This window comes from Ruegeria sp. G2, assembly GCF_056533505.1.
On the sequence record NZ_JBQFON010000003.1, the window covers coordinates 218,039 to 241,558 of the forward strand.

Annotated in this window: 29 protein-coding genes; 27 read left to right on the top strand and 2 right to left on the bottom strand. The window is 57.4% G+C overall.

Annotated elements, in window-relative coordinates; translation table 11 throughout:
• Positions 1 to 2: 2 nt before the first annotated feature.
• From ACR0DU_RS08065 to ACR0DU_RS08195, 27 genes are all read left to right on the top strand, one after another.
• A complete protein-coding gene (locus ACR0DU_RS08065; RefSeq protein WP_480873532.1) occupies positions 3 to 785 on the top strand; it encodes a crotonase/enoyl-CoA hydratase family protein in 783 nt (260 codons plus the stop codon).
• Between the two features lie 182 nt (positions 786 to 967).
• On the top strand, positions 968 to 1,333 hold the full coding sequence (locus ACR0DU_RS08070; protein ID WP_010442778.1) for an NADH-quinone oxidoreductase subunit A: 366 nt from the start codon (positions 968 to 970) through the stop codon (positions 1,331 to 1,333).
• Positions 1,324 to 1,857 (top strand): NuoB/complex I 20 kDa subunit family protein, encoded by a 534-nt coding sequence (locus tag ACR0DU_RS08075; RefSeq protein ID WP_010442777.1) that lies wholly within the window; start codon positions 1,324 to 1,326, stop codon positions 1,855 to 1,857. Before ACR0DU_RS08070 ends, ACR0DU_RS08075 begins: the two co-directional genes overlap by 10 nt.
• 12 nt (positions 1,858 to 1,869) lie before the next feature.
• Positions 1,870 to 2,475, top strand: coding sequence for an NADH-quinone oxidoreductase subunit C (locus ACR0DU_RS08080; protein WP_480873534.1), 606 nt, complete (start codon positions 1,870 to 1,872; stop codon positions 2,473 to 2,475).
• Positions 2,475 to 2,648: a hypothetical protein gene (locus ACR0DU_RS08085; RefSeq protein ID WP_010442775.1), complete on the top strand. Its 174-nt coding sequence runs from the start codon at positions 2,475 to 2,477 to the stop codon at positions 2,646 to 2,648. Before ACR0DU_RS08080 ends, ACR0DU_RS08085 begins: the two co-directional genes overlap by 1 nt.
• Complete coding sequence (locus ACR0DU_RS08090; protein ID WP_255353504.1) at positions 2,648 to 2,773, top strand: hypothetical protein; 126 nt, start codon at positions 2,648 to 2,650, stop codon at positions 2,771 to 2,773. Before ACR0DU_RS08085 ends, ACR0DU_RS08090 begins: the two co-directional genes overlap by 1 nt.
• Positions 2,773 to 3,996, top strand: a complete 1,224-nt coding sequence (locus ACR0DU_RS08095) for an NADH-quinone oxidoreductase subunit D (protein WP_170343780.1) — start codon at positions 2,773 to 2,775, stop codon at positions 3,994 to 3,996. The genes ACR0DU_RS08090 and ACR0DU_RS08095 overlap by 1 nt, the downstream gene beginning before the upstream one ends.
• Positions 3,996 to 5,096 carry an NADH-quinone oxidoreductase subunit NuoE gene (gene nuoE, locus ACR0DU_RS08100; RefSeq protein WP_480873536.1) on the top strand — a complete coding sequence of 367 codons (1,101 nt, stop codon included), beginning with the start codon at positions 3,996 to 3,998 and terminating at the stop codon, positions 5,094 to 5,096. Before ACR0DU_RS08095 ends, nuoE begins: the two co-directional genes overlap by 1 nt.
• 30 nt (positions 5,097 to 5,126) lie before the next feature.
• On the top strand, positions 5,127 to 5,348 hold the full coding sequence (locus ACR0DU_RS08105; RefSeq protein WP_010442771.1) for a DUF5337 domain-containing protein: 222 nt from the start codon (positions 5,127 to 5,129) through the stop codon (positions 5,346 to 5,348).
• A 12-nt stretch (positions 5,349 to 5,360) separates the two neighbouring features.
• Positions 5,361 to 6,659, top strand: a complete 1,299-nt coding sequence (nuoF, locus tag ACR0DU_RS08110) for an NADH-quinone oxidoreductase subunit NuoF (RefSeq protein ID WP_480873772.1) — start codon at positions 5,361 to 5,363, stop codon at positions 6,657 to 6,659.
• A gap of 5 nt (positions 6,660 to 6,664) precedes the next feature.
• A complete protein-coding gene (locus ACR0DU_RS08115; protein WP_010442769.1) occupies positions 6,665 to 7,081 on the top strand; it encodes an MAPEG family protein in 417 nt (138 codons plus the stop codon).
• A complete protein-coding gene (locus tag ACR0DU_RS08120) occupies positions 7,078 to 7,581 on the top strand; it encodes a DUF3291 domain-containing protein (RefSeq protein WP_170780590.1) in 504 nt (167 codons plus the stop codon). The genes ACR0DU_RS08115 and ACR0DU_RS08120 overlap by 4 nt, the downstream gene beginning before the upstream one ends.
• Positions 7,582 to 7,656: 75 nt before the next feature.
• The gene (locus ACR0DU_RS08125; protein ID WP_170780589.1) at positions 7,657 to 8,013 is read left to right on the top strand and encodes a hypothetical protein; all 357 of its coding nucleotides are present in this window, start codon (positions 7,657 to 7,659) and stop codon (positions 8,011 to 8,013) included.
• Between the two features lie 98 nt (positions 8,014 to 8,111).
• A complete protein-coding gene (locus ACR0DU_RS08130; RefSeq protein WP_170543425.1) occupies positions 8,112 to 8,516 on the top strand; it encodes a DUF5333 domain-containing protein in 405 nt (134 codons plus the stop codon).
• A gap of 3 nt (positions 8,517 to 8,519) precedes the next feature.
• Entirely contained in the window at positions 8,520 to 10,541 is a 2,022-nt protein-coding gene (nuoG, locus tag ACR0DU_RS08135) for an NADH-quinone oxidoreductase subunit NuoG (RefSeq protein WP_480873540.1), read from the top strand.
• The gene (locus ACR0DU_RS08140) at positions 10,538 to 10,753 is read left to right on the top strand and encodes a hypothetical protein (RefSeq protein WP_480873542.1); all 216 of its coding nucleotides are present in this window, start codon (positions 10,538 to 10,540) and stop codon (positions 10,751 to 10,753) included. Before nuoG ends, ACR0DU_RS08140 begins: the two co-directional genes overlap by 4 nt.
• The gene (gene nuoH, locus ACR0DU_RS08145; protein WP_170543429.1) at positions 10,746 to 11,783 is read left to right on the top strand and encodes an NADH-quinone oxidoreductase subunit NuoH; all 1,038 of its coding nucleotides are present in this window, start codon (positions 10,746 to 10,748) and stop codon (positions 11,781 to 11,783) included. The genes ACR0DU_RS08140 and nuoH overlap by 8 nt, the downstream gene beginning before the upstream one ends.
• A gap of 1 nt (position 11,784) precedes the next feature.
• On the top strand, positions 11,785 to 12,279 hold the full coding sequence (gene nuoI, locus ACR0DU_RS08150) for an NADH-quinone oxidoreductase subunit NuoI (protein ID WP_039524264.1): 495 nt from the start codon (positions 11,785 to 11,787) through the stop codon (positions 12,277 to 12,279).
• A gap of 244 nt (positions 12,280 to 12,523) precedes the next feature.
• Positions 12,524 to 12,934 (top strand): carboxymuconolactone decarboxylase family protein, encoded by a 411-nt coding sequence (locus tag ACR0DU_RS08155; protein ID WP_170693944.1) that lies wholly within the window; start codon positions 12,524 to 12,526, stop codon positions 12,932 to 12,934.
• Positions 12,931 to 13,533, top strand: a complete 603-nt coding sequence (locus tag ACR0DU_RS08160) for an NADH-quinone oxidoreductase subunit J (protein ID WP_480873544.1) — start codon at positions 12,931 to 12,933, stop codon at positions 13,531 to 13,533. Before ACR0DU_RS08155 ends, ACR0DU_RS08160 begins: the two co-directional genes overlap by 4 nt.
• 4 nt (positions 13,534 to 13,537) lie before the next feature.
• A complete protein-coding gene (gene nuoK / locus ACR0DU_RS08165) occupies positions 13,538 to 13,843 on the top strand; it encodes an NADH-quinone oxidoreductase subunit NuoK (RefSeq protein ID WP_005984024.1) in 306 nt (101 codons plus the stop codon).
• Positions 13,844 to 13,849: 6 nt separating this feature from the next.
• Positions 13,850 to 16,012 (top strand): NADH-quinone oxidoreductase subunit L, encoded by a 2,163-nt coding sequence (nuoL, locus tag ACR0DU_RS08170; RefSeq protein ID WP_480873546.1) that lies wholly within the window; start codon positions 13,850 to 13,852, stop codon positions 16,010 to 16,012.
• Positions 16,012 to 17,556: an NADH-quinone oxidoreductase subunit M gene (locus ACR0DU_RS08175; protein ID WP_480873548.1), complete on the top strand. Its 1,545-nt coding sequence runs from the start codon at positions 16,012 to 16,014 to the stop codon at positions 17,554 to 17,556. Before nuoL ends, ACR0DU_RS08175 begins: the two co-directional genes overlap by 1 nt.
• Positions 17,557 to 17,571: 15 nt before the next feature.
• Positions 17,572 to 19,014: an NADH-quinone oxidoreductase subunit NuoN gene (gene nuoN / locus ACR0DU_RS08180; RefSeq protein WP_480873550.1), complete on the top strand. Its 1,443-nt coding sequence runs from the start codon at positions 17,572 to 17,574 to the stop codon at positions 19,012 to 19,014.
• A 53-nt stretch (positions 19,015 to 19,067) separates the two neighbouring features.
• A complete protein-coding gene (locus tag ACR0DU_RS08185; protein ID WP_480873552.1) occupies positions 19,068 to 19,817 on the top strand; it encodes a biotin--[acetyl-CoA-carboxylase] ligase in 750 nt (249 codons plus the stop codon).
• A gap of 11 nt (positions 19,818 to 19,828) precedes the next feature.
• Complete coding sequence (locus ACR0DU_RS08190) at positions 19,829 to 20,608, top strand: type III pantothenate kinase (protein WP_010442755.1); 780 nt, start codon at positions 19,829 to 19,831, stop codon at positions 20,606 to 20,608.
• Positions 20,605 to 22,272 carry a ribonuclease J gene (locus ACR0DU_RS08195; RefSeq protein ID WP_480873554.1) on the top strand — a complete coding sequence of 556 codons (1,668 nt, stop codon included), beginning with the start codon at positions 20,605 to 20,607 and terminating at the stop codon, positions 22,270 to 22,272. The genes ACR0DU_RS08190 and ACR0DU_RS08195 overlap by 4 nt, the downstream gene beginning before the upstream one ends.
• Here ACR0DU_RS08195 and ACR0DU_RS08200 read toward each other — a convergent pair.
• Positions 22,269 to 22,970, bottom strand: coding sequence for an NUDIX hydrolase (locus tag ACR0DU_RS08200; protein WP_480873556.1), 702 nt, complete (start codon positions 22,968 to 22,970; stop codon positions 22,269 to 22,271). The genes ACR0DU_RS08195 and ACR0DU_RS08200 overlap by 4 nt on opposite strands.
• The gene (locus ACR0DU_RS08205) at positions 22,967 to 23,365 is read right to left on the bottom strand and encodes a DUF983 domain-containing protein (protein WP_480873557.1); all 399 of its coding nucleotides are present in this window, start codon (positions 23,363 to 23,365) and stop codon (positions 22,967 to 22,969) included. The genes ACR0DU_RS08200 and ACR0DU_RS08205 overlap by 4 nt, the downstream gene beginning before the upstream one ends.
• Positions 23,366 to 23,520: the final 155 nt, after the last annotated feature.

The window sequence follows — 23,520 nt, forward strand, 5'->3', positions numbered from 1 at the left end:
AAATGTACGAAACGATAACTTTAAAGACAGATGGTCGCGGCGTAGCCACGTTAACGCTGGATCGACCAGAGAAGCACAATGCGCTGTCGGCGCAGATGATTGCTGAACTGACACAAGCCGCCGGGCAACTGGCCAGTGATGAAGCTGTCCGGGTGGTGGTTCTGGCCGCGTCAGGCAAAAGCTTTTGCGCCGGGGGTGATCTGGGTTGGATGCAGGCGCAAATGGCCGCCGATCCCGATACGCGCTTCACCGAGGCGCGCAAGCTGGCCGAGATGCTGAATGCCCTGAATACGCTGCCCAAGCCTCTGATTGGCGCATTGCAGGGCAATGCGTTTGGTGGTGGAGTGGGAATGGCCTCGGTCTGTGATGTGGCGATCGGGGTGGATAGCCTGAAGATGGGCCTGACCGAAACGCGACTTGGCCTGATCCCGGCCACGATTGGCCCCTATGTTATTGCTCGTATGGGTGAGGCAAGGTCGCGGCGGGTCTTCATGTCCGCACGTCTCTTTGATGCAGCGGAGGCTGTCGAGCTGGGCTTGTTGACGCGCGCGGTGCCCGCTGATGCCTTGGCAGAGGCGGTCGAGGCCGAAGTGCGTCCCTATCTGTCCTGCGCGCCAGGCGCTGTTTCTTCGGCAAAGCAATTGATCCAATCGCTGGGACCACGCATTGACGATGCTGTGATCGACCACACCATTCGACAGCTGGTAACGCGATGGGAAACCGACGAGGCGCAAGAGGGAATCAGGGCCTTCTTTGACAAACGAAAACCTGCATGGAATAGGTAGGTTTAGCCGCGTCGGGCCGTTGCAAGGTATTCTAAGCCATAGCCTGCTGGGCGATTGTAATAATGCCCATCTGCGCGTTTCTGTTCGGTTGACCCTCTGACCCCACAGAGATAGAGAATGTCCAGTCAACACGCCAATTGACGGCGCGCCCCTTCGGGACATGCGCAGGAAAGGAGCTATACGTGGAAGACCTGTTGCGGGAGTACCTCCCGATCCTGGTGTTTCTGGCCGTCGCTGTAGGCCTTGGAATCGTCTTGATTCTCGCTGCTGTAGTGCTTGCCGTCCGCAATCCAGACCCTGAAAAAGTCAGTGCATATGAATGTGGCTTTAACGCATTCGACGATGCGCGGATGAAATTCGACGTCCGATTCTATCTGGTCGCGATTCTCTTCATCATCTTCGATCTGGAAATCGCCTTCCTGTTTCCCTGGGCCGTTGGCTTCAAAGACATTAGCGATGTTGGGTTTTGGTCCATGATGGTGTTCCTGGCGGTGCTGACCATCGGCTTTGCCTATGAATGGAAGAAAGGGGCCCTGGAATGGGAGTGATGACGGGCGCAAACACCGCGGGCGTCGACAAAGAAGTCGCCACCCAGGCCCTGAATGCCGAGCTGCAGGACAAAGGTTTCCTGCTGACTTCGACCGAAGACATCATCAACTGGGCCCGTACCGGTAGCTTGCACTGGATGACCTTTGGTCTGGCCTGCTGCGCGGTTGAGATGATGCACACGTCGATGCCCCGCTACGATGCTGAACGGTTTGGTATCGCGCCCCGCGCGTCCCCCCGTCAGTCTGATGTGATGATCGTGGCTGGAACGCTGACCAATAAGATGGCCCCAGCACTGCGCAAGGTTTATGACCAAATGCCCGAGCCACGCTATGTGATCTCAATGGGCTCCTGCGCGAATGGCGGTGGGTATTACCACTATTCCTATTCTGTTGTGCGCGGCTGTGACAGGGTTGTGCCCGTGGACATCTACGTGCCCGGTTGCCCCCCGACGGCTGAAGCACTGCTCTACGGTCTGATGCAGCTGCAACGCAAAATCCGCCGCACCGGCACCATCGTACGCTGAGGGAGAGGGCAGATGAGCGAAGCACTCAAAGAACTCGGCGCGCAGTTGGAACTGAAACGGGCCGATTGCGTTCTGGCCTGGGATGTGACCCATGATGAGCTGAACGTTGATGTGGCTCCGTCGAACCTTGTGGAATTCATCGAATTCCTGAAAGCCGACCGTAGCTGCCAGTTCTCGACCCTCGTGGATATCACCGGCGTCGATTACCCCGAACGCGCCAAGCGGTTCGACGTGGTCTATCACTTCCTGTCGATGTACCAGAACCAGCGCATTCGCCTGCGGGTCTCGATCCGCGAGGATGACATGGTGCCCTCGATCGTCGACGTTCACCCCTCGGCCAACTGGTTCGAGCGTGAGGTGTTCGACATGTTCGGCATCCTGTTCTCGGGCCACCCGGACCTGCGGCGCATTCTCACGGACTATGGCTTCCGCGGCTATCCGTTGCGCAAGGATTTCCCGACCACCGGCTATACCGAGGTTCGCTACGACGAAGCGCAAAAGCGCGTGGTCTATGAACCTGTGTCGCTGGTGCAGGAATACCGTCAGTTTGATTTCATGTCCCCGTGGGAAGGTGCGAACTACATTCTTCCGGGGGATGAAAAACAGGAGACTGAATAATGGGTGGCATCTGGTGGCTGATCCTGTCTGCACTGACCATCATTCCGATGGTGAAGATATTGCCGTTTTTCGGGATCAACAAATACTGGTGTCTGCTCTGTCTGGTTCCCTTCGGCACGATCGCGTTGCTGTGGTGGGTCGGGCTTAAACTGCAAGAGCTGGAGCGCCGCTGATGGGTCTGGGGGAACTGATCGCGTTGGGGGCGCTGGGGGTTCTGCTGGCCGGGGCTGCTGCCAAAGCGGCTGATGCGGAAAAGGTCCGGGTTCGGGCCGAAGCGAAGAAGAAACGAGGGCGTTGATGGACGGCTCAAGATACGATGACGGCAGCACGGACGCGCTGAGCGGAGAACAGAAGATCCGCAACTTCAACATTAACTTCGGCCCGCAACACCCCGCGGCGCACGGGGTATTGCGTCTTGTGCTTGAGCTGGACGGCGAGATCGTCGAGCGTTGCGACCCGCATATCGGCCTGCTGCACCGTGGCACCGAAAAGCTGATGGAAAGCCGGACGTATCTGCAGAATCTGCCGTATTTCGACCGGCTGGATTACGTGGCGCCGATGAACCAGGAACATGCTTGGTGTCTGGCCATCGAAAAGCTGACCGGTGTGGAAGTGCCGCGCCGAGGTTCTCTGATCCGGGTTCTGTATTCCGAGATCGGGCGCATCCTGAACCACCTGCTGAACGTAACCACGCAGGCGATGGATGTTGGCGCGCTGACCCCGCCTCTGTGGGGATTTGAAGAGCGCGAAAAGCTGATGGTGTTCTATGAGCGTGCCTGCGGGGCCCGATTGCACGCCGCGTATTTCCGTCCGGGTGGCGTGCACCAAGACCTGCCGCCCGAACTGCTGGACGATATCGAGGCTTGGAGCCACGAGTTCCCCGCCGTTCTGGACGACATCGACGGCCTGCTGACCGAAAACCGCATCTTCAAACAGCGTAATGCCGACATCGGTGTCGTGACCGAGGATGACATTCAGAAATACGGCTTCTCGGGCGTTATGGTGCGCGGATCAGGTCTGGCTTGGGACCTGCGTCGCGCGCAGCCCTATGAATGCTATGACGAATTCGAATTCCAGATCCCCGTCGGCAAAAACGGCGACTGCTATGACCGCTATCTGGTGCGCATGGAGGAGATGCGCCAGTCGCTACTGATCATCCGTCAGGCGATCGCCAAAATCCGTGATTGCCCTGGTGACGTGCTGGCGCGTGGCAAAATTACTCCGCCGAAACGCTCGGACATGAAGACTTCGATGGAAAGCCTGATCCATCACTTCAAGCTATACACCGAGGGTTTCCATGTCCCCGCAGGCGAAGTCTACGCCGCCGTCGAGGCCCCCAAGGGCGAGTTCGGCGTCTATTTGGTCGCCGACGGCACCAATAAACCTTACCGCGCCAAACTGCGCGCCCCGGGGTTCCTGCACCTGCAAGCCATGGACCACGTCGCCAAGGGCCACCAACTGGCCGACGTCGCCGCCATCATCGGCACCATGGACGTCGTATTTGGAGAGATTGACCGCTAATGCTCCGCCGTCTTCACCCCGAACAACCCGAAAGCTTTGCCTTCACCGCTGCCAATCAGCAATGGGCCGAAGCGCAGATGACTAAATACCCCGAAGGCCGTCAGGCCAGTGCGGTGATCCCGCTGCTGTGGCGCGCGCAAGAACAAGAGGGGTGGCTGAGCCGTCCGGCGATTGAATCCGTCGCCGACATGCTGGGTATGGCCTATATCCGCGTGCTTGAGGTTGCGTCTTTCTACTTCATGTTCCAGCTGCAGCCGGTTGGATCGGTGGCGCATATTCAGGTGTGCGGCACGACCTCCTGCATGATATGCGGGGCCGAGGATCTGATTGCGGTCTGCAAGGAAAAGATCGCGACCAAGCCGCATGAACTGTCCGCTGATGGTAAGCTGAGTTGGGAAGAGGTGGAATGCCTCGGTTCCTGCACCAACGCGCCGATGGCTCAGATCGGCAAGGATTACTACGAAGACCTGACGACCGAGAGCTTTGGCAAGATTCTTGATGATCTGGTGGCGGGCAAAGTGCCAACTCCGGGTCCGCAGAATGGTCGGTATGCGGCGGAACCTCTGAAAGGGCTGACCAGCCTGACTGAGTATGACAGTGGCCGGACGCAATACAACGCCAGTGTTCAGCTTGCGAGCGAACTGGGCGATACCGTCAAGCGTATTGACGGAACCGAGGTTCCAATCCTGACCCCGTGGCTGGGTAAGGATGGCAAAGCTGCTGCAACTAAAGCTTCTCCGAAACCGCCAAAAGCGCCAGCCCCTGCGAAACCTGCAGTGAAACAGGCAGCTGAGGCGAAAGCGGCGAAAGAGGAACAGCCCGAAACGCTGTCTGTTGCACGGGATGGCAAGCCTGATGATCTGAAAATGCTAAAGGGCGTAGGTCCAAAGCTGGAAGAGACTCTGAACGAGCTGGGCTTTTTCCACTTCGACCAGATTGCTGCATGGACATCAGAGCATGTGGCCTGGGTCGACACGCGCCTGAAATTCAAAGGCCGGATCGAACGGGACGGATGGATCGAACAGGCTGCAAAACTGGCAGCTGGTGAAGAAACCGAATTCGCTAAACGTGCCAAGGAAGATGGCACTTACGAGGACTAAGCAGGCGCCCGTGCGGGGCACCAGGACGAGATGGATAAAGACAGGGAACACGCCATAGCCCGCAAGGGTCGTCACATAGGCATCGTCATCGCCGTGACGATGGTGCTTTGGCTTGGCATGACCTTGTTCATAGGCCCCGCAATGGGTTTGCCGGGGCGCTATGCGCTGCTGTTTGATTTCGCTGCTCTTGCGGGATTCATCTATGCAGGTGTGAACATATTTCAACTCTGGCGCATGCGTCAGGATAGCTGAAGGTAAGACATGATGCTGAAGGATCAGGACCGGATCTTTACCAACATCTACGGGATGCATGAGCGCACGCTGAAAGGCGCGCAAGCCCGCGGGCATTGGGACGGCACAGCTGGCCTGATCAAAAATGGCCGTGACTGGATCATCCAGACAATGAAGGATTCGGGGCTGCGCGGTCGCGGCGGGGCGGGCTTCCCTACCGGCTTGAAATGGTCGTTCATGCCCAAAGAAAGCGACGGACGTCCGGCCTATCTGGTTGTGAACGCAGATGAATCCGAGCCGGGCACCTGCAAAGACCGCGAGATTATGCGTCATGATCCGCACACGCTGATCGAGGGGTGCCTGATCGCGTCTTTCGCAATGAACGCGCATACTTGCTACATCTACCTGCGCGGCGAATACATCCGCGAGCGTGAGGCTCTGCAGGCCGCGATTGACGAAGCCTATGACGCGGGTCTGCTTGGGAAGAATGCCGCTGGTTCCGGCTGGGATTTCGACTTGTTCCTACATCACGGGGCGGGTGCGTATATCTGCGGCGAGGAAACAGCTCTGATTGAAAGCCTTGAGGGCAAGAAGGGCATGCCGCGGATGAAGCCTCCGTTCCCGGCAGGCGCGGGCCTTTATGGCTGCCCGACCACGGTGAACAATGTGGAATCGATTGCCGTTGTGCCGACCATCCTGCGCCGGGGCGCCGACTGGTTCGCAGGCTTTGGCCGTCAGAACAACGCGGGCACAAAGCTGTTTGCGATCTCGGGCCATGTGAACCACCCCTGTGTCGTCGAAGAAGCGATGTCGATTTCCTTCGAAGAACTGATTGAAACCCATTGCGGCGGTATTCGCGGCGGCTGGGACAATCTGCTGGCGGTGATCCCCGGTGGCTCGTCGGTGCCGTGCGTGCGCGGCGAAAACATGCGCGATGCGATCATGGATTTCGATTATCTGCGCGGAGAGTTGGGTTCGGGTCTAGGTACAGCCGCTGTGATTGTGATGGACAAGTCCACGGATATCATCAAAGCGATCTGGCGGTTGTCGAAGTTCTACAAGCACGAAAGCTGTGGTCAGTGCACGCCTTGCCGTGAAGGCACTGGCTGGATGATGCGTGTGATGGATCGTCTTGTACGTGGCGAAGCCGAGCTGGAGGAGATCGATATGCTCTTCGACGTCACCAAACAGGTCGAGGGCCACACAATCTGCGCGCTTGGCGATGCCGCCGCTTGGCCAATCCAAGGCCTTATCCGTAATTTCCGGGAAGAGATCGAAGACCGCATCAAGGCTCAGAAATCGGGCCGTATGGGTGCGATGGCAGCGGAGTAAACCTGATGGAAGCCTACGCCGAATATTCCCACGCAATTGCGTCATTGGTGATTTTCACCCTGATCGTATTGTTCATGTCGCCGTTTTCAGCGCTCGCAAAAGCCGGCAAGGGGCTGGCACCAGGGGCGACCCCGGATCAGGACTATTCTGACAAGGCTTATCGTTTGAACCGCGCGTATCTGAACGGTACTGAAACGCTGCCTGCGTTTTTGACCGTTACAGTTGCGGCAATTCTGCTGGGTGTCAGCCCGTTCTGGGTGAACCTGCTGGCCTCGGTCGCGCTGTTAGCGCGGGTGGTCATGCTGGTGATCCATCTGCGCGGGATCGGCAAACCGCATAGCGGGGTTCGCTCTGTGTCTTATGTAGTTGGGTGGGCCTGCATGGCCGTTCTCGGCCTTATGGCATTGGTGGCTGCATTTTGATCCAGCCCGACGGATATCACTTGGCCGAATTGAATGTTGGTCGTTTGTTGGCGCCTACCGACGATCCACGCGTGGCCGAATTCATGGCCAACCTTGACCGCGTTAACGGACTCGGCAAGCGGATGCCGGGCTTTGTCTGGATGATGGAAGGTTCAGGTGAACCAGGAACCGGAAATACCGAAAACAGCATCGGAAGCGATCCGCAGTTCGTCGCAAATCTGACGGTCTGGGAAGATGTCGCCAGCCTTGAGAAATTTGTTTGGGGTACCATCCACAAGCAGTTCTACGAACGTCGGCAAGAATGGTTCGAAATACTCGGCGAGCAACATTTTGTCATGTGGTGGGTGGCCAAAGGTCACCAGCCTAGTTTGGAAGACGCGCTGGAACGACTAGAGACGTTGCGCACAAAAGGTGCGAGCGAAAGTGCCTTTGGATGGGCAGAATTGAAACAGGCCAGCAAGTGGCGCGACCACCGTTGCGTTCAGGTCGCGGCAGAGTAAGGGGATGGTGATGGACACGATATCCCAGACGCACCGGCAGATACCGCATGCGCCAGCCACGATGCAGGAGTGGTCATGATGGCGAAACGAGGAATTTTGGTGATGTCGGTTTTGGTGGGGGCACTGGTCTCCGCCTGCGGAGAGGCGCCATCACAGGCGACGCGGGTTGCGTTTGACGGCATTTATTTCAGGGCCAGCGCGAAACACGTGGACAAGAGAACCACACCTTCCGAGTTTACCGTGACAGTAAACGGCGTTTCGCAATCGTTCGACGGTGCGCGTGAAGCTGGCCGCTACGAAGCCACCAAGTTCTGCGTTCAGAATTTTGGCTCTTCCAGGATTGCCTGGAAAGTTGGACCGGATACGGAACCGCAAAACCTGCGTATTGAAAACGATAAACTGACCTTTGCCGGACGCTGCCAACGACCATGAGCAACCGTATCGCATATCACGGCAGGACCGGTGGCTTGTTATTGCATAGCAAGCGTGCCGACCATCGTCTTGGGATTCCCAAGACGAAAGGAAATGTTATGTCTTTGATACGACTGGTCGCCGCGATTTGCGTAATATCTATCCCGGTTCTGGCTGAGGCGAAGCCACCCTTGCGCGAAGTCAAAGAGATCGACAACGAACTCTATTACATCGCGATCGCAAACGAGATTTCGGAGTATTGCCCGTCAATAAGCGGGCGTCGGCTCAAGGCGATTGGTGTCATGTGGGATTTGCGCTCGAAAGCGAACAAACTTGGATATTCGGACAAGGAAATCCGGGCTTATGTGGATTCGGATTCTGAAAAAGATCGTATGCGCGCCAAGGGCGAGAGCTATCTGGCGCAGAACGGCGTTTCTTACGAAAATCCCAAAACCTTCTGCGCGTTGGGCAAGAAGGAAATTGAAAGAAACAGCGCCATCGGCGTGTATTTGAGGGCGAACTAGACCATGTCTGACCTCCGCAAAGTCAATATCGACGGACAGGAAATCGAAGTCGATGGCGCGATGACACTGATCCAAGCCTGTGAGCAGGCCGGGGTCGAGGTGCCGCGCTTTTGCTATCACGAGCGTCTGTCGATTGCCGGGAACTGCCGGATGTGTCTGGTCGAGGTCGTGGGCGGCCCGCCGAAACCGGCGGCCTCCTGCGCTATGCAGGTGCGCGATCTGCGTCCGGGTCCGGAAGGGCAGGCACCGGTGGTCAAGACGAACTCGCCCATGGTCAAGAAGGCCCGCGAAGGGGTGATGGAGTTTCTGCTGATCAACCACCCGCTGGATTGCCCGATCTGCGATCAAGGCGGTGAGTGTGACCTGCAGGATCAGGCCATGGCCTATGGCCTGTCAGGCACGCGCTTCAAAGAAGCCAAGCGTGCCGTGGATGATCTGGACCTTGGTCCGCTGGTTGGCACCGCGATGACTCGCTGCATCAGTTGTACCCGTTGCGTGCGCTTCACCACAGAGGTCGCTGGGATCACCCAGATGGGGCAGACCGGGCGGGGCGAGGATGCCGAGATCACCTCGTACCTGAACCAGACGCTGGATTCGAACCTGCAGGGCAACATCATCGATCTGTGCCCTGTCGGGGCGCTGACTTCGAAGCCGTATGCATTCACCGCCCGCCCTTGGGAACTGACCAAGACCGAAAGCATCGATGTCATGGATGCCATGGGCTCGAACATCCGCGTGGATACCAAAGGTCGCGAAGTGATGCGCTTCTTGCCGCGCAATCATGATGGTGTGAACGAAGAGTGGATCAGCGACAAAACCCGTTTTGTCTGGGATGGTCTCCGGCGTCAGCGGTTGGACCGTCCTTACGTGCGAGAGAACGGCAAGTTGCGCCCGGCCACCTGGCCCGAAGCGTTGAACAAAGCAGCTGACGCATTGAAAGGGGCTGAGAAGCCTGCCGGGATCGTTGGTGATCTGGCTCCGGTCGAAGCTATCTTTGCGCTGAAACAGATGATCGAAGGGCAGGGTGGCGTAGTTGAATGCCGCACCGATGGTGCCAAGCTGCCGGCGGGTAACCGTGGGGCATATGCCGGTACAGCCGCGATTGAAGATATCGACAGCGCCGAGCGTATCCTTCTGGTTGGCACCAATCCACGTGATGAAGCGCCGGTTCTGAACGCCCGCATCCGCAAGGCATGGGCACACGGTGCCAAGGTAGCTTTGGTCGGGCCCGCCATCGATCTGACCTACGAGTATCACCATGTAGGCGACGACCGTGCTGCGCTGCAAACCGTCGTTGATATGGGTGGCGATGATGAGATCAAGGGCAAGCGCTCTCTGGTCATCGTCGGGCAAGGCGCGCTGCAAGAGGCTGATGGCTCTGCCGTTCTGGCCGCTGCACAAACCATTGCAAGCAATACCGAAAGTGGGCTTATCGTTCTGCACACCGCAGCATCGCGCGTGGGTGCCATGGATGTGGATGCGACCAGCGAAGGCGGCATGGATGCGGTAAGCGCGGCCGATGTGATCTATAATCTCGGTGCCGATGAGGTCGAGATTGGCGAGGGCGCATTTGTAATCTTTCAGGGCAGTCACGGCGATCGTGGAGCGCACCGCGCCGATGTGATACTGCCGGGTGCGGCTTACACAGAAGAAAACGGCCTGTTCGTCAACACGGAAGGTCGACCTCAACTCGCGATGCGTGCAGGGTTCGCCCCGGGTGAGGCCAAGGAGAACTGGGCCATCCTGCGTGCCCTTTCTGCCGAGCTTGGTGCAACACTGCCCTACGACTCTCTGGCGCAACTGCGCACTGCTCTGATCGAAGCGGTTCCGCATCTGGCGCGTATCGATGAAGTGATCGAGAATGACGTTCGGGCTCTGGACGCAGGCCCGTTGGGCAAGGCGACATTCCGCAATGCCGTCAAAGATTTCTATCTAACTAACCCGATAGCACGCGCCTCGCAACTGATGGCCGAGCTATCGGCACAAGCGCAGGCCCGCAAGACTGAGAAGATTGCGGCGGAATGAACCAGACACGTTTCATATCGCAGACAAACGCGGTGCCCGGGTGGCAGTCAGCCGCGCCGGAATTGCGTGTGAAATTGAAGATTAAGGGTGGCGTAAAGACGGCAGATGCTGTTTACACCAACGCGCCGACCCAGCCGCAGATTGCGCAGGCAACTGGCCTTTGCATCGCACGCGGAAAACGGAATACCCACGGTGTGAGGACCAATGGCTGAATTCTTTAACACCCCAGGCGGAATAGCCATCATCATTCTGGCGCAAGTGCTTGCTGTTGTTGCGTTCGTGATGATCTCGCTGTTGTTCCTCGTTTACGGCGACCGCAAGATTTGGGCAGCGGTCCAGATGCGCCGCGGCCCCAATGTGGTCGGCGTCTACGGCCTGCTGCAATCGGTGGCGGACGCACTAAAATATGTGGTGAAAGAGGTCGTCATTCCCGCGGGCGCTGACCGCACGGTGTTTATCCTCGCACCATTGACCAGTTTTGTTCTGGCGATGATCGCTTGGGCAGTGATCCCGTTCAACGATGGCTGGGTTCTGTCGGATATCAACGTCGCCATCCTCTATGTCTTTGCCGTGTCTTCGTTGGAAGTTTATGGCGTGATCATGGGCGGTTGGGCGTCGAACTCAAAGTACCCATTCCTGGGATCGCTGCGCTCAGCCGCGCAGATGATTTCATACGAAGTGTCCATCGGCCTGATCATCATTGGCATCATCATTTCGACCGGTTCGATGAACTTCGGTGATATCGTTCGCGCGCAGGATGGCTCGTTTGGCTTCTTCAGCTGGTACTGGTTGCCGCATTTCCCGATGGTATTCCTGTTCTTCATCTCGGCGCTGGCCGAGACCAACCGGCCACCCTTCGACCTTCCCGAAGCGGAATCGGAGTTGGTTGCCGGTTACCAGGTCGAATACTCAGCCACACCTTTCTTGCTGTTCATGGCCGGTGAGTACATCGCTATCTTCCTGATGTGCGCCCTGACCACGCTGCTGTTCTTCGGCGGCTGGCTGTCGCCGATCCCGGGCTTGCCCGATGGCGTGTTGTGGATGGTCGCTAAGATGGCGTTCTTCTTCTTCATCTTCGCGATGGTCAAGGCGATCACGCCCCGCTACCGCTATGACCAACTGATGCGTCTGGGTTGGAAAGTGTTCCTGCCGTTCAGCCTCGTCTGGGTTGTCTTTGTGGCCTTCGCAGCGAAATTCGACTGGTTCTGGGGTGCGTTCGCCCGTTGGAGCGTAGGAGGCTGATATGACACAAATCGACTACACCCGCGCTGCCAAATACTTCCTTTTGCAGGACTTCTGGGTCGGTATGAAACTGGGGCTAAAGTATTTCTTCGCCCCCAAAGCCACCGTGAACTATCCGCACGAAAAAGGACCTCTGTCGCCGCGTTTCCGGGGTGAACACGCCCTGCGTCGCTATCCGAATGGCGAGGAACGCTGCATCGCCTGCAAACTCTGCGAGGCGATCTGCCCGGCTCAAGCCATCACCATCGACGCCGAACCGCGCGAAGACGGCAGCCGCCGCACCACGCGCTATGACATCGACATGACCAAATGCATCTATTGCGGTTTCTGCCAAGAGGCGTGTCCAGTCGATGCCATCGTCGAAGGTCCGAACTTCGAATTTGCCACCGAAACGCGGGAAGAGCTGTTCTACGACAAGGAAAAACTGCTCGACAATGGCGAACGCTGGGAAGCTGAGATCGCTCGCAATCTGGAAATGGACGCGCCGTACCGATGATGAAGGTGTTCTTATCGCAGTGGAGGTTTTATCTCGTCTTACTTACGGGTTTTTCGATACTTGCCTTAATCCGGTGGCATTTGGGTTTCGACGGAGCCGTTGAAGCAATTCTTTTTGGGCTCGGATTGTGCGCGTTGTTCTTTGGGGCTGATCTAGTTTTGTCGAAGTACAAGAAACGGGGATTAGACGTCTTGCTGTATATTCTCATTTTTGTCGCATCGACGGCTTACTGGTTGCGCCCCCAATGACTGATAATCCTACAAATCCGTTCGAGCTGATGATGAAGCAAGCTCAGGACATGGCCAAGGCGATGAACCCGGCGATGGAGAATTTCTCGCCCAAAGGGTTCGAGGCGCTGTGGCCGACCATGCCGAAAGAAGTCATGGAGATGATGTTCGGCAACACCGTCAACAAGGACGGGCTGGATGCCAAGACCCGCCTGCTACTGACGCTGGCCGGGCTGACCTGTCAAGGCGCTCAGGCGGACTCGGCAGTGCGTCAGACCGTCCGGCATGCGCTGGAAGCGGGCGCAAAGAAACAAGAGATCGTGGAAACGATCGGTCAGATGTCGGTCTTTGCCGGCATCCCGGCCATGACCCGCGCGCTGGATCTGGCGCAAGAGGTCATGGGCGACAACGAGGATGAGGATCAATGACCGTCTTTGCCTTCTACCTGTTTGCCATCAGCACCATCACCGGCGGGCTGTTCACGGTGATCAGTCGCCAACCGGTGCACTCGGTGCTGTGGCTGATCCTGTCCTTCCTGTCCTCAGCTGGGCTATTCGTGCTGCTGGGGGCCGAGTTCGTGGCGATGCTGCTAATCATTGTCTATGTCGGTGCGGTCGCGGTTCTGTTCCTCTTCGTGGTGATGATGCTGGATGTGGACTTTGCCGAACTGAAGGCCGAGATGGCGCGCTATATGCCGCTGGCCTTGCTGATCGGGTTGGTCATCTTGATGCAGTTCGTTATGGCAATCGGTGCCTGGGATAGCGCCGAGGGCGCGGCGGCCAATCTGGCGCAACCGGTTCCGGTCGACCGTCATAATACCGAGGCGTTGGGTGTCATCCTTTATGATCAATATTTCCTTCTTTTCCAGCTGGCGGGCCTGATCCTGCTGGTGGCCATGATCGGCGCGATTGTGCTGACACTGCGCCACCGTCAGGACATCAAGCGTCAGGACATCATCGGCCAGATGATGCGCGACCCGGCAAAGGCGATGGAGTTGAAGGACGTGAAACCGGGGCAGGGACTTTAAGACGATGATCGGACTTGAACACTATCTTACGGTCGCGGCGACACTGTTCGTCATCGGCATCTTCGGTCTCTTCCTGAACCGCAAGAACGTCATCATCCTACTGATGAGCATCGAACTGATGCTGCTGGCGGTGAATATCAACCTTGTGGCATTTTCCAGTTTCCTCGGCGATCTGGTCGGGCAGGTGTTTACGCTGTTCGTTCTGACAGTGGCGGCGGCCGAGGCGGCGATCGGGCTGGCCATTCTGGTCTGCTTCTTCCGCAACCGCGGCACCATCGCGGTTGAAGACGTCAATATGATGAAGGGGTAAGAGAACATGGAAACCACCATCCTCTTTGCCCCGCTGGTGGGCGCGCTGCTCTGCGGGTTTGGCTGGCGCTTTATCGGCGAGAAAGCCGCCATGTGGACCGCAACAGGCCTGCTGTTTCTGGCCTGTCTGCTGTCGTGGATCGTGTTCTTCGCGTTCGACGGGGTTACGCAACAGATCGAGATCATGCGCTGGATCGAGAGCGGATCTTTGTCGACAAGCTGGGCTATTCGTCTGGACCGTCTGACGGCGATCATGCTGATCGTGGTGACGACCGTCTCGGCGCTCGTGCACCTCTATTCCTTCGGCTACATGGACCACGATCCGCAATGGCGCGAGGGCGAGAGCTATAAGCCGCGTTTCTTTGCCTATCTGTCCTTCTTCACCTTCGCCATGCTGATGTTGGTGACCGCAGATAATCTGGTTCAGATGTTCTTTGGCTGGGAAGGCGTGGGCGTCGCCTCATACCTGTTGATCGGCTTCTACTATCGTAAGCCGTCGGCCAATGCCGCGGCGATGAAAGCGTTCATCGTCAACCGCGTGGGCGACTTTGGCTTTGCACTGGGGATTTTCGCGCTGTTCTTCCTGACGGACAGCATCAACTTTTCCGACATCTTCGCGTCAGCGCCCGCGCTGGCAGAAGAAAAGCTGCACTTCCTGTGGGGGGAGTGGACCGCGATTGAAGTGATCTGCGTCCTGCTGTTCATCGGCGCGATGGGTAAATCAGCGCAGTTGATCCTTCACACCTGGTTGCCCGACGCGATGGAAGGCCCAACGCCTGTATCGGCACTGATCCACGCGGCGACGATGGTGACCGCGGGTGTGTTCCTGGTCTGCCGCATGTCGCCGCTGATGGAGTTCGCTCCGGGAGCGACCGGGTTCATCACTTTCCTTGGCGCATCGACCGCGTTCTTCGCCGCGACTGTGGGTCTGGTTCAGACCGACATCAAACGCGTCATCGCCTATTCGACCTGTTCTCAGCTGGGATACATGTTCGTGGCCGCTGGCGTCGGCATGTATTCAGCGGCGATGTTCCACCTGCTGACACACGCATTCTTCAAGGCGCTGCTATTCCTTGGTGCAGGCTCGGTCATCCATGCAATGCATCACGAGCAGGAAATGACCGAATATGGTGGCCTGCGGAAGAAGATACCTTATACGTTCTGGGCGATGATGATCGGCACTCTGGCGATTACTGGCGTGGGTATTCCGCTGACCACTTTCGGCTTCGCCGGTTTCCTGTCGAAAGACGCAATTATCGAAAGCGCGTATGCCGGTGGCACTGGATATGCCTTCTGGATGCTGGTCATCGCTGCGATGTTCACATCGTTCTACAGCTGGCGCCTGATCTTCCTGACCTTCTATGGTGAGGAGCGTGGCGACAAGCATACCCATGAACATGCGCATGAAAGCCCAATGACCATGTTGGTACCGCTGGGCGTGCTGTCGCTGGGTGCAGTGTTTGCCGGGATGATCTGGTACGGCAATTTCTTTGGCCATGCGGATAAGGTGGGCAAGTTCTACGGGGTTCCAGTGGCCGAGGCATCAGAGCATGCAGAGGCGGGCGATCACAGCAAAGCGGATTCGCATGGCGAAGATAGCCACGCGAACGACAGCCACGCAGACGATAGCCATGCCGATACCGCCCATGCGGATGACGGACATGGTGAGAAGGACTCGCATGGCGGCGATCACCACTATGTCTTTGCCGGAGAACCGGGTGAAGGTGCGCTTTATATGGCACCCGACAACCATGTGCTGGACGATGCGCACGCAGCCCCGAAATGGGTTAAGGTCTCACCCTTTGTAGCGATGTTGCTTGGGTTCATCGTGGCTTACTGGTTCTACATCGTGAACACCTCGCTGCCTGCACGTTTGGCCGCGAACCAGCGTCCGCTCTACCTGTTCCTGCTGAACAAGTGGTACTTTGACGAGATCTACGACGCGATTTTCGTCAAACCCACTGTGGCGCTTGGCCGGTTCCTGTGGAAGCGCGGCGACGGCAACACGATTGACGGCTTCCTGAATGGGGTTGCGATGGGCGTTGTGCCCTTCTTCACGCGCCTCGCCGGGAAAGCTCAAACCGGTTACATCTTTACTTACGCCTTCTGGATGGTCTTGGGCATCGCCGCCCTTGTCACCTGGATGTCTATCGGCGGAGGCGCTCACTAATGGACAATATCCTATCTATTGTCACCTTCATCCCCGCCATCGCTGCAGGCATTCTGGCCCTGTTCCTGCATGGTGAGGACGTAGCCGCGCAACGCAACGCGAAATGGGTCGCGTTGGTTGCAACAACCGTGACCTTCCTGGTCTCGATCGGCATCTATACCGGCTTTGATCCGTCCAACACCGGCTTTCAGATGGTGGAAGAGGGCGAGTGGCTGCTGGGTCTGAAATACAAGATGGGTGTCGACGGCATCAGCGTTCTGTTCGTGCTGCTGACCACCTTCATCATGCCGCTGACCATTTTGGCCAGTTGGAACGTCACGGATCGTGTCAAAGAATACATGATCGCCTTCTTGCTGCTGGAAACGCTGATGCTGGGCGTGTTCATGGCGCTGGATCTGGTGCTGTTCTACCTGTTCTTCGAGGCGGGCCTGATTCCGATGTTCCTGATCATTGGTATCTGGGGTGGCAAAGACCGAATTTATGCCAGCTTCAAGTTCTTCCTCTACACCTTCCTTGGCTCGGTGCTGATGCTGGTGGCGATGGTTGCCATGTATGCGGATGCGGGCACCACGGATATCGAGGCGCTGATGAGCCATCAGTTCTCGTCGGAAGGGTTCAGCGTGCTGGGCGTGTATATCGTCGGCGGTATGCAGACGCTTATGTTCCTGGCCTTCTTCGCGTCGTTTGCGGTGAAGATGCCGATGTGGCCTGTCCACACCTGGCTGCCGGATGCGCACGTTCAGGCGCCAACGGCGGGATCGGTTGTTCTGGCTGCGATACTGTTGAAGATGGGCGGCTATGGCTTCCTGCGATTCAGTCTGCCGATGTTCCCGGTGGGTTCGGCGGTGATGACGGACGTCGTGCTGTGGATGTCGGCGATTGCGGTTGTCTACACCTCGCTTGTGGCGTTGGTGCAGGAGGATATGAAGAAGCTGATCGCCTATTCCTCGGTCGCACATATGGGCTTTGTGACCATGGGTATCTTTGCAGCGAACCAGCAGGGCATTGACGGCGCGATCTTCCAGATGCTCAGCCACGGGTTCATCTCGGCCGCGCTCTTCCTTTGCGTCGGTGTGATCTATGACCGGATGCACACCCGCGATATCGAGGCGTATGGCGGTTTGGTAATCCGGATGCCCGCCTATGCGCTGGTCTTCATGTTGTTCACCATGGCAAATGTTGGCTTGCCGGGTACGTCCGGGTTCATCGGAGAATTCCTAACCCTGATGGGTGCCTTCCAGGTCAACACATGGGTAACGGCTGTGGCCGCGACCGGTGTGATCTTCTCGGCCGGCTATGCGCTTTGGCTGTACCGCCGTGTGGTATTTGGCGACCTGATCAAGGAAAGCCTGAAAGCCATTACCGATATGAGCTCGCGCGAGCGGCTGATCTTTGCGCCTCTGATCATGATGACCATTCTGCTGGGTGTTTATCCTTCGCTGGTGACCGATGTGATCGGCAACTCGACGGCTGCGTTGATTTCGAACTATGACACGGCTCTGGCCGCGGCTGAGACCGCGACCCAGTCAGCCGCATCGCATTAAGGAGGCTTTGGAGACATGATCCAGGCTGATCTGACAATTATCCTGCCGGAAGTCGTTCTGGCGATCTATGCGATGGCGGCGCTGATCGGGGCTGTCTACACAACAAAAGATGGGCTGGCACCGGTGTTGGTCTGGTCAACGGCAGGGCTTATGGCGTTGCTGGCGATTTGGATCGCGACCAATGGCGATGGCACGAATGTTGCTTTCAACGGCATGTTTGTAGATGACGGCTTTGCCCGGTTTGCCAAAGTTGCAATTCTTCTTTCTGCAGCCGGTGTCCTGCTGATGAGTCAGGATTACATGGCACGCCGTGGTCTGTTGCGTTTCGAATATCCGCTTCTGGTGGCTCTGGCCGCTGTTGGCATGATGATGATGGTCAGCGCGGGCGATCTGATGTCGCTTTATATGGGCCTCGAGTTGCAATCACTGTCGCTCTACGTCGTGGCCGCGCTGCGTCGGGACAGTGCCAAATCGACCGAGGCGGGACTGAAGTATTTTGTTCTAGGCGCGCTCAGTTCTGGCCTGCTGCTTTACGGCGCGTCGCTGGTCTATGGCTTTACCGGAACGACTTTGTTCTCGGGCATCATCCAGACCGTGCATCACGACGACGTATCACTCGGCCTCCTATTTGGCCTTGTTTTGCTGATCTCTGGCCTTGCCTTCAAAGTTTCTGCTGTGCCGTTCCACATGTGGACACCGGATGTGTATGAAGGTTCACCGACACCCATTACCGCGTTCTTCGCCACTGCCCCGAAAGTGGCCGCGATGGCCCTGTTCGCGCGTGTTTTGCACGATGCCTTTGGCGGAGTTGTCAAAGACTGGCAACAGGTGATCGTTCTGTTGTCGGTTCTGTCCATGCTGCTGGGTGCAGTCGCGGCGATTGGGCAGCGTGACATCAAACGCCTGATGGCGTTCTCGTCGATTGCACATATGGGCTATGCCCTGATTGGTCTGGCCGCTGGTACCGAGATGGGCGTCAAGGCCATGCTGATGTATCTGGCGATCTATGTGACAATGAACATCGGCACGTTCGCCTTCATCTTGATGATGGAGCGGGATGGCAAGCCAGTGACGGATATCGATGCACTGCGTCAGTATTCAAAACGTGATCCCGGGAAAGCTCTGGCTGTTCTGATCCTGATGTTCAGCCTTGCGGGCGTGCCACCGATGCTGGGCTTTTTCGCCAAGTTTGGCGTCTGGCAAGCTGGTGTAGAGGCAGGGTTGACCGGTCTGGTCATTGCCTCGGCCATCGCTTCGGTCATCGGTGCGTTCTATTACTTGCGGATCGTGTTCTACATGTATTTCGGGGCTGAGAACGAGGACCCAATCGAAACGCGTTCGTCACCAGTTCTGTGGGGTGCTCTGATGGGGTCTGCCGCGCTGATGCTGATCGGTGTGTTTTATCAGTTCGGAATCGAAGGCGCTGCAGCTGCAGCGGCGACAACGCTTGTCAACTGATCTTGGTTCCGTAAACAGAAAGGGGCTCGGTCACTGTACCGGGCCTTTTTGACATGAGTGATTGGCCGCAAGGATACGGGCTGCATGTACTGCAGGAAGTGGACAGCACCCTAAACGAAGCCGCGCGACTCGCGCCGACCGCCTCGGGACCCGTCTGGATTTTGGCGCATCGCCAGACCGCAGCGCGCGGTCGGCGTGGTCGTGTCTGGACCAACCCCAAGGGTAATCTGGCCGCGACCTTGCTGATGCGACCGCCCGGAGATCCGGAACAGGCCGCGCTTCGCAGTTTTGTCGCGGCCCTCGCACTTTACGATGCCTGCGTCGCGGTGACCGGTCGAGCGGCGGGTTTGTCACTGAAGTGGCCTAACGATGTGTTGCTCAACGGTGGCAAGCTGGCTGGTATCTTGCTGGAAAGCACTGGGCAGGGACGAGGTGTTTCGCATCTGGCAATCGGCATTGGCGTCAATTTGTCCGAGGCTCCCAGCGCTGACAGCGTCGAACCCAGCGCCGTGCGGCCGGTGTCGTTACTGTCGGAAACCGGTTCCCATGTCACGCCTGAGGATTTTCTGGCAGAACTGGCTTCGGCCTATGCCCACTATGAAACCCAGTTCATGACGTATGGTTTCGATCCGATCCGCACCGCGTGGCTCTCTCGCGCAGCACGGCTGGGTGAGGTTATTACCGCCCGTACCGCAGCGTCCGAGACGGTAGGAACCTTCGAAACGGTAGACGCGGGTGGCAGCCTTGTCCTAAACACCGCTAAGGGCCGTGTCAGCATTCCTGCCGCGGATGTCTATTTCTAAAGGGGGCACAAATGCTTCTGGCGATTGATTGCGGCAATACCAACACCGTTTTCTCGATCTGGGATGGCGAGAAATTTCTGTGTACCCTGCGCACCTCAACCCACCACGCGCGCACCGCGGATGCGTATTTCACGTGGTATTCGACATTGGTAAAGCACTACGGAATTGAGGTGGACATTACAGATGTCATCATCTCTTCGACTGTGCCACGTGTTGTTTTCAACCTGCGGGTATTTGCAGACCGTTTCTTCGGATGCCGCCCTCTGGTCGTTGGTAAACCCGACTGTCTGCTGCCCGCCAACCCTCGTGTCGACGAAGGCACGCAAGTCGGACCGGACCGTCTGGTTAATACAGCAGGGGCCTTTGACCGATTTGGCGGTGATCTGGTTGTGGTGGATTTCGGTACGGCAACGACATTTGATGTCGTCGCTCATGACGGTGCATATGTCGGCGGAGTTATCGCGCCTGGCGTCAATCTTAGCCTTGAGGCACTGCACCTCGCAGCAGCCGCGCTGCCACATGTAGACATATCGAAGCCACAAAAGGTGATCGGGACCCACACGGTAGAGTGCATTCAATCCGGTGTCTTCTGGGGCTATGTCGGTTTGGTACGCGAGATCTGCGAGCGTATAAAAGCCGAGGCCGGGGTGCCTATGAAAGTAATCTCGACCGGGGGGCTTGCGCCCCTGTTTCAGCAAGCCGCTGACCTGTTCGACGAGTTTGAAGATGATCTGACGATGCACGGCCTGACCGTGATCCATCGCTATAACAAGGAAAATGGCTCAACATGAGCAGTGAACGACTGATCTATCTGCCGCTGGGCGGTGCAGGCGAAATCGGCATGAATGCCTACGTCTATGGCTACGGCAAACCTGGGCATGAGCGATTGATTCTTGTGGACCTCGGGGTTGCTTTCCCGGACATGGATACCTCGCCCGGCGTTGATCTTATCTTTGCCGATATCACATGGCTAAAGGAGCGTGCCGATCAGCTTGAAGCGGTCTTTATCACTCATGCGCATGAGGACCACGTCGGAGCGGTCGCGCATTGCTATGAGTCACTGGGTGCACCCGTTTATGCGCGTGCCTTCACGGCGAATATTGCGCGCCGCAAGATGGAGGAGCATGGCCATCCGACCGAGACGGTGCGAACCGCATCTCCGTGGCCCGAGCAGATCAATGCCGGACCATTCACAGTTGGTTTCTTGCCGGTATCGCATTCGATCCCGGAAAGTGCAGGGCTGGTCATCGACACTCCGGCTGGGCGCGTTGTGCACACTGGTGATTTCAAGCTGGACGCCAATCCAATTGTGGGTGAACCGTTTGATCCTGACTTGTGGTCCGAGGTGGCGAAGTCGGGTGTCAAAGCGTTGGTGTGTGACAGTACAAACGTCTTTTCATCCCACCCCGGCCGCTCGGAATCCGAGGTCGGGCCTGAAATCACGCAGCTGGTGCAGGATGCCAGTGGCATGGTTATCGCAACCACATTTGCATCGAACGTGGCGCGTGTGAAAACGCTTGCCGAGGCTGGCCAGAAGGCTGGACGTTCGGTCGTATTGCTGGGCCGTGCGATGCGCCGGATGATCGAGGCGGCCACTGAAACGGGTATTCTCAGCGATTTCCCGAAAGTCTTAAGCGCGGAAGAGGCGCTGGATGTCCCGCGCGCAAACCTGATGCTGATCGTGACTGGCAGTCAGGGAGAACGCCGTGCGGCCAGCGCCCAACTGGCGCGCGGTAAGTATCGCGGGCTTGAGGTGAAAGAGGGGGATCTGTTTCTGTTCTCGTCCAAGACTATCCCAGGAAACGAACGCGGTGTGATCCGCATTATGAACCAGCTCAGTGAAAAGGGCGTGGATGTGGTCGATGACAGTTCGGGGCTGTATCACGTCTCGGGTCACGCGAACCGGCCTGATCTGGAAAAGGTTCATGCTCTGGTTGATCCGCAAATGGTCATTCCGATGCACGGCGAGCACCGCCATTTGCGTGAACATGCCAAACTGGCCGAGGCGGGTGGCAGGACCGGAATTCTGGCCGTGAATGGCACCATATTGGACCTGACCGGAAATGCTCCGAAAGTGGTAGACTACATCGAGACGGGCCGGACCTATCTGGATGGTACGGTCAAGATTGGCGCATTGGATGGTGTTGTGCGTGACCGTATCCGCATGGCATTGAATGGCCATATCACAATCACAGTCATTCTGGACGAAGAAGACGAACCGTTGGGCGAGCCATGGTGCGACACGATGGGACTGCCCGAGATTGGATCGTCCCGTGCCGGTCTGGTCGAGGTGTTGGAAGAAGATTTGAACCAGTTCCTGATGCGCGCTGGCGCAAAAACGCTGCGCGATGACGACAAGCTGGAAGAGGGGTTGCGCCGGATTGCGCGCCAGACCGCCCAAGCTGAGATCGGCAAAAAACCCGAGGTGACGGTAGTCGTCAGCCGGATGCGTTAGCTCGTGTAGGGCATTGGAAAGCCGCGCAATTGCAGGAACAGGCTGGCTTCTTCGTTGTTGAGGAAAAAAGGCACTGTGTCCGGCGGGCTTGGGTCAGCAGCGCGCGCAGCGATTTCGGCCAGAACGACTTCGGTGATGAAAGGCAGATCGAATTCGCGCGCCTGGCTGATTTTGACCCACTGCAAATGCGATAACTCGTCCGAGGCATGAGTGAAGTCATCCAGATCGCCTTGAATCGCTTTTGCATCGACCAAAAAGAACCGGGCATCAAACCGGCGTGAGCGACCGGGTGGCGTGACCGCCCGGAACACGAATTGTAGCGCTTCTGCGGAAGGCTGGTAGCCCATAGCGGCAAAGCTCTGCCAGTCGTTCGGGGCCGTACCTTGCCAATCACCCGGTTGCCCAAGGATCAATCCGGTTTCTTCCCACAATTCACGGATCGCGGCAGCCGCCAGCGCATTCTGCAACCCTGGTTCTGATCGCTGTAACAGACGTTCGGAGCAGAGATCGGGTAACTGAGTACTCAGTGGAACGTGCGCGTCTTCAGGGTCGACTGCACCGCCGGGAAAGACAAATTTGTTTGGCATAAACGCGGCTTTCGCACCACGCTGCCCCATCAGGATCGAGGGGTCGCTGAGCCTGTCGCGCAGAACGATGACGGTCGCGGCATTGCGAATGGCGGTTTTGTCCGCGCTCATGCAGATTTGCCGAACCCGTGCATCCGACGCGCCCATTGATATGCGACCACAGCCCCTTTCAAGCGGGGCAGAAGGTACAGCGAGAGGGCAACGCAGGCGATCGAGAAGCCAATGGCCATGACCCAAGGGTCAGGCCGCCAGTGTACGTATGAGACGTGCAGCGCAGGTGCCAGAAGGTGCCCGACGATCAAAATGGTAAGATAGGCCGGGCCATCATCGGCACGGTGGTGAAACAATTCCTGACCGCATTCCGAGCAACTATCATTAACCTTGAGATAGCTGTGCAACAGCTTGCCCTCGCCGCAATTCGGGCATTTGCAACGAAACCCACGGATCAGTGCGGGTTTGGTCGGGCGGTCTTCTTCGATCGCAGTGTCGATAGTCTGATCAGTCATTTAAATCTCGCGCGTTTCTATTCGGGCGATATAGGCCGTTTCGAACCCGTCGGAAAAGGGGGGTGCGTCGCTTTGTGGCGATTGCTCACAGCGTATCAGCAACTGATCGAATTTCAAACATGGCGAAAAAAGTTGTGCGCGATGCGACGGAAAGC

What these genes read in the sequence shown, in the direction of transcription:
- ACR0DU_RS08065 (WP_480873532.1), top strand. Translation starts at nt 3, where the DNA reads ATGTACGAAACGATAACTTTAAAGACAGATGGTCGCGGCGTAGCCACG.
- ACR0DU_RS08075 (WP_010442777.1), top strand. Translation starts at nt 1,324, where the DNA reads ATGGGAGTGATGACGGGCGCAAACACCGCGGGCGTCGACAAAGAAGTC.
- ACR0DU_RS08080 (WP_480873534.1), top strand. Translation starts at nt 1,870, where the DNA reads ATGAGCGAAGCACTCAAAGAACTCGGCGCGCAGTTGGAACTGAAACGG.
- ACR0DU_RS08085 (WP_010442775.1), top strand. Translation starts at nt 2,475, where the DNA reads ATGGGTGGCATCTGGTGGCTGATCCTGTCTGCACTGACCATCATTCCG.
- ACR0DU_RS08090 (WP_255353504.1), top strand. Translation starts at nt 2,648, where the DNA reads ATGGGTCTGGGGGAACTGATCGCGTTGGGGGCGCTGGGGGTTCTGCTG.
- ACR0DU_RS08095 (WP_170343780.1), top strand. Translation starts at nt 2,773, where the DNA reads ATGGACGGCTCAAGATACGATGACGGCAGCACGGACGCGCTGAGCGGA.
- nuoE (WP_480873536.1), top strand. Translation starts at nt 3,996, where the DNA reads ATGCTCCGCCGTCTTCACCCCGAACAACCCGAAAGCTTTGCCTTCACC.
- ACR0DU_RS08105 (WP_010442771.1), top strand. Translation starts at nt 5,127, where the DNA reads ATGGATAAAGACAGGGAACACGCCATAGCCCGCAAGGGTCGTCACATA.
- nuoF (WP_480873772.1), top strand. Translation starts at nt 5,361, where the DNA reads ATGCTGAAGGATCAGGACCGGATCTTTACCAACATCTACGGGATGCAT.
- ACR0DU_RS08115 (WP_010442769.1), top strand. Translation starts at nt 6,665, where the DNA reads ATGGAAGCCTACGCCGAATATTCCCACGCAATTGCGTCATTGGTGATT.
- ACR0DU_RS08125 (WP_170780589.1), top strand. Translation starts at nt 7,657, where the DNA reads ATGATGGCGAAACGAGGAATTTTGGTGATGTCGGTTTTGGTGGGGGCA.
- ACR0DU_RS08130 (WP_170543425.1), top strand. Translation starts at nt 8,112, where the DNA reads ATGTCTTTGATACGACTGGTCGCCGCGATTTGCGTAATATCTATCCCG.
- nuoG (WP_480873540.1), top strand. Translation starts at nt 8,520, where the DNA reads ATGTCTGACCTCCGCAAAGTCAATATCGACGGACAGGAAATCGAAGTC.
- ACR0DU_RS08140 (WP_480873542.1), top strand. Translation starts at nt 10,538, where the DNA reads ATGAACCAGACACGTTTCATATCGCAGACAAACGCGGTGCCCGGGTGG.
- nuoH (WP_170543429.1), top strand. Translation starts at nt 10,746, where the DNA reads ATGGCTGAATTCTTTAACACCCCAGGCGGAATAGCCATCATCATTCTG.
- nuoI (WP_039524264.1), top strand. Translation starts at nt 11,785, where the DNA reads ATGACACAAATCGACTACACCCGCGCTGCCAAATACTTCCTTTTGCAG.
- ACR0DU_RS08155 (WP_170693944.1), top strand. Translation starts at nt 12,524, where the DNA reads ATGACTGATAATCCTACAAATCCGTTCGAGCTGATGATGAAGCAAGCT.
- ACR0DU_RS08160 (WP_480873544.1), top strand. Translation starts at nt 12,931, where the DNA reads ATGACCGTCTTTGCCTTCTACCTGTTTGCCATCAGCACCATCACCGGC.
- nuoK (WP_005984024.1), top strand. Translation starts at nt 13,538, where the DNA reads ATGATCGGACTTGAACACTATCTTACGGTCGCGGCGACACTGTTCGTC.
- nuoL (WP_480873546.1), top strand. Translation starts at nt 13,850, where the DNA reads ATGGAAACCACCATCCTCTTTGCCCCGCTGGTGGGCGCGCTGCTCTGC.
- ACR0DU_RS08175 (WP_480873548.1), top strand. Translation starts at nt 16,012, where the DNA reads ATGGACAATATCCTATCTATTGTCACCTTCATCCCCGCCATCGCTGCA.
- nuoN (WP_480873550.1), top strand. Translation starts at nt 17,572, where the DNA reads ATGATCCAGGCTGATCTGACAATTATCCTGCCGGAAGTCGTTCTGGCG.
- ACR0DU_RS08185 (WP_480873552.1), top strand. Translation starts at nt 19,068, where the DNA reads ATGAGTGATTGGCCGCAAGGATACGGGCTGCATGTACTGCAGGAAGTG.
- ACR0DU_RS08190 (WP_010442755.1), top strand. Translation starts at nt 19,829, where the DNA reads ATGCTTCTGGCGATTGATTGCGGCAATACCAACACCGTTTTCTCGATC.
- ACR0DU_RS08195 (WP_480873554.1), top strand. Translation starts at nt 20,605, where the DNA reads ATGAGCAGTGAACGACTGATCTATCTGCCGCTGGGCGGTGCAGGCGAA.
- ACR0DU_RS08200 (WP_480873556.1), bottom strand. Translation starts at nt 22,970, where the DNA reads ATGAGCGCGGACAAAACCGCCATTCGCAATGCCGCGACCGTCATCGTT.
- ACR0DU_RS08205 (WP_480873557.1), bottom strand. Translation starts at nt 23,365, where the DNA reads ATGACTGATCAGACTATCGACACTGCGATCGAAGAAGACCGCCCGACC.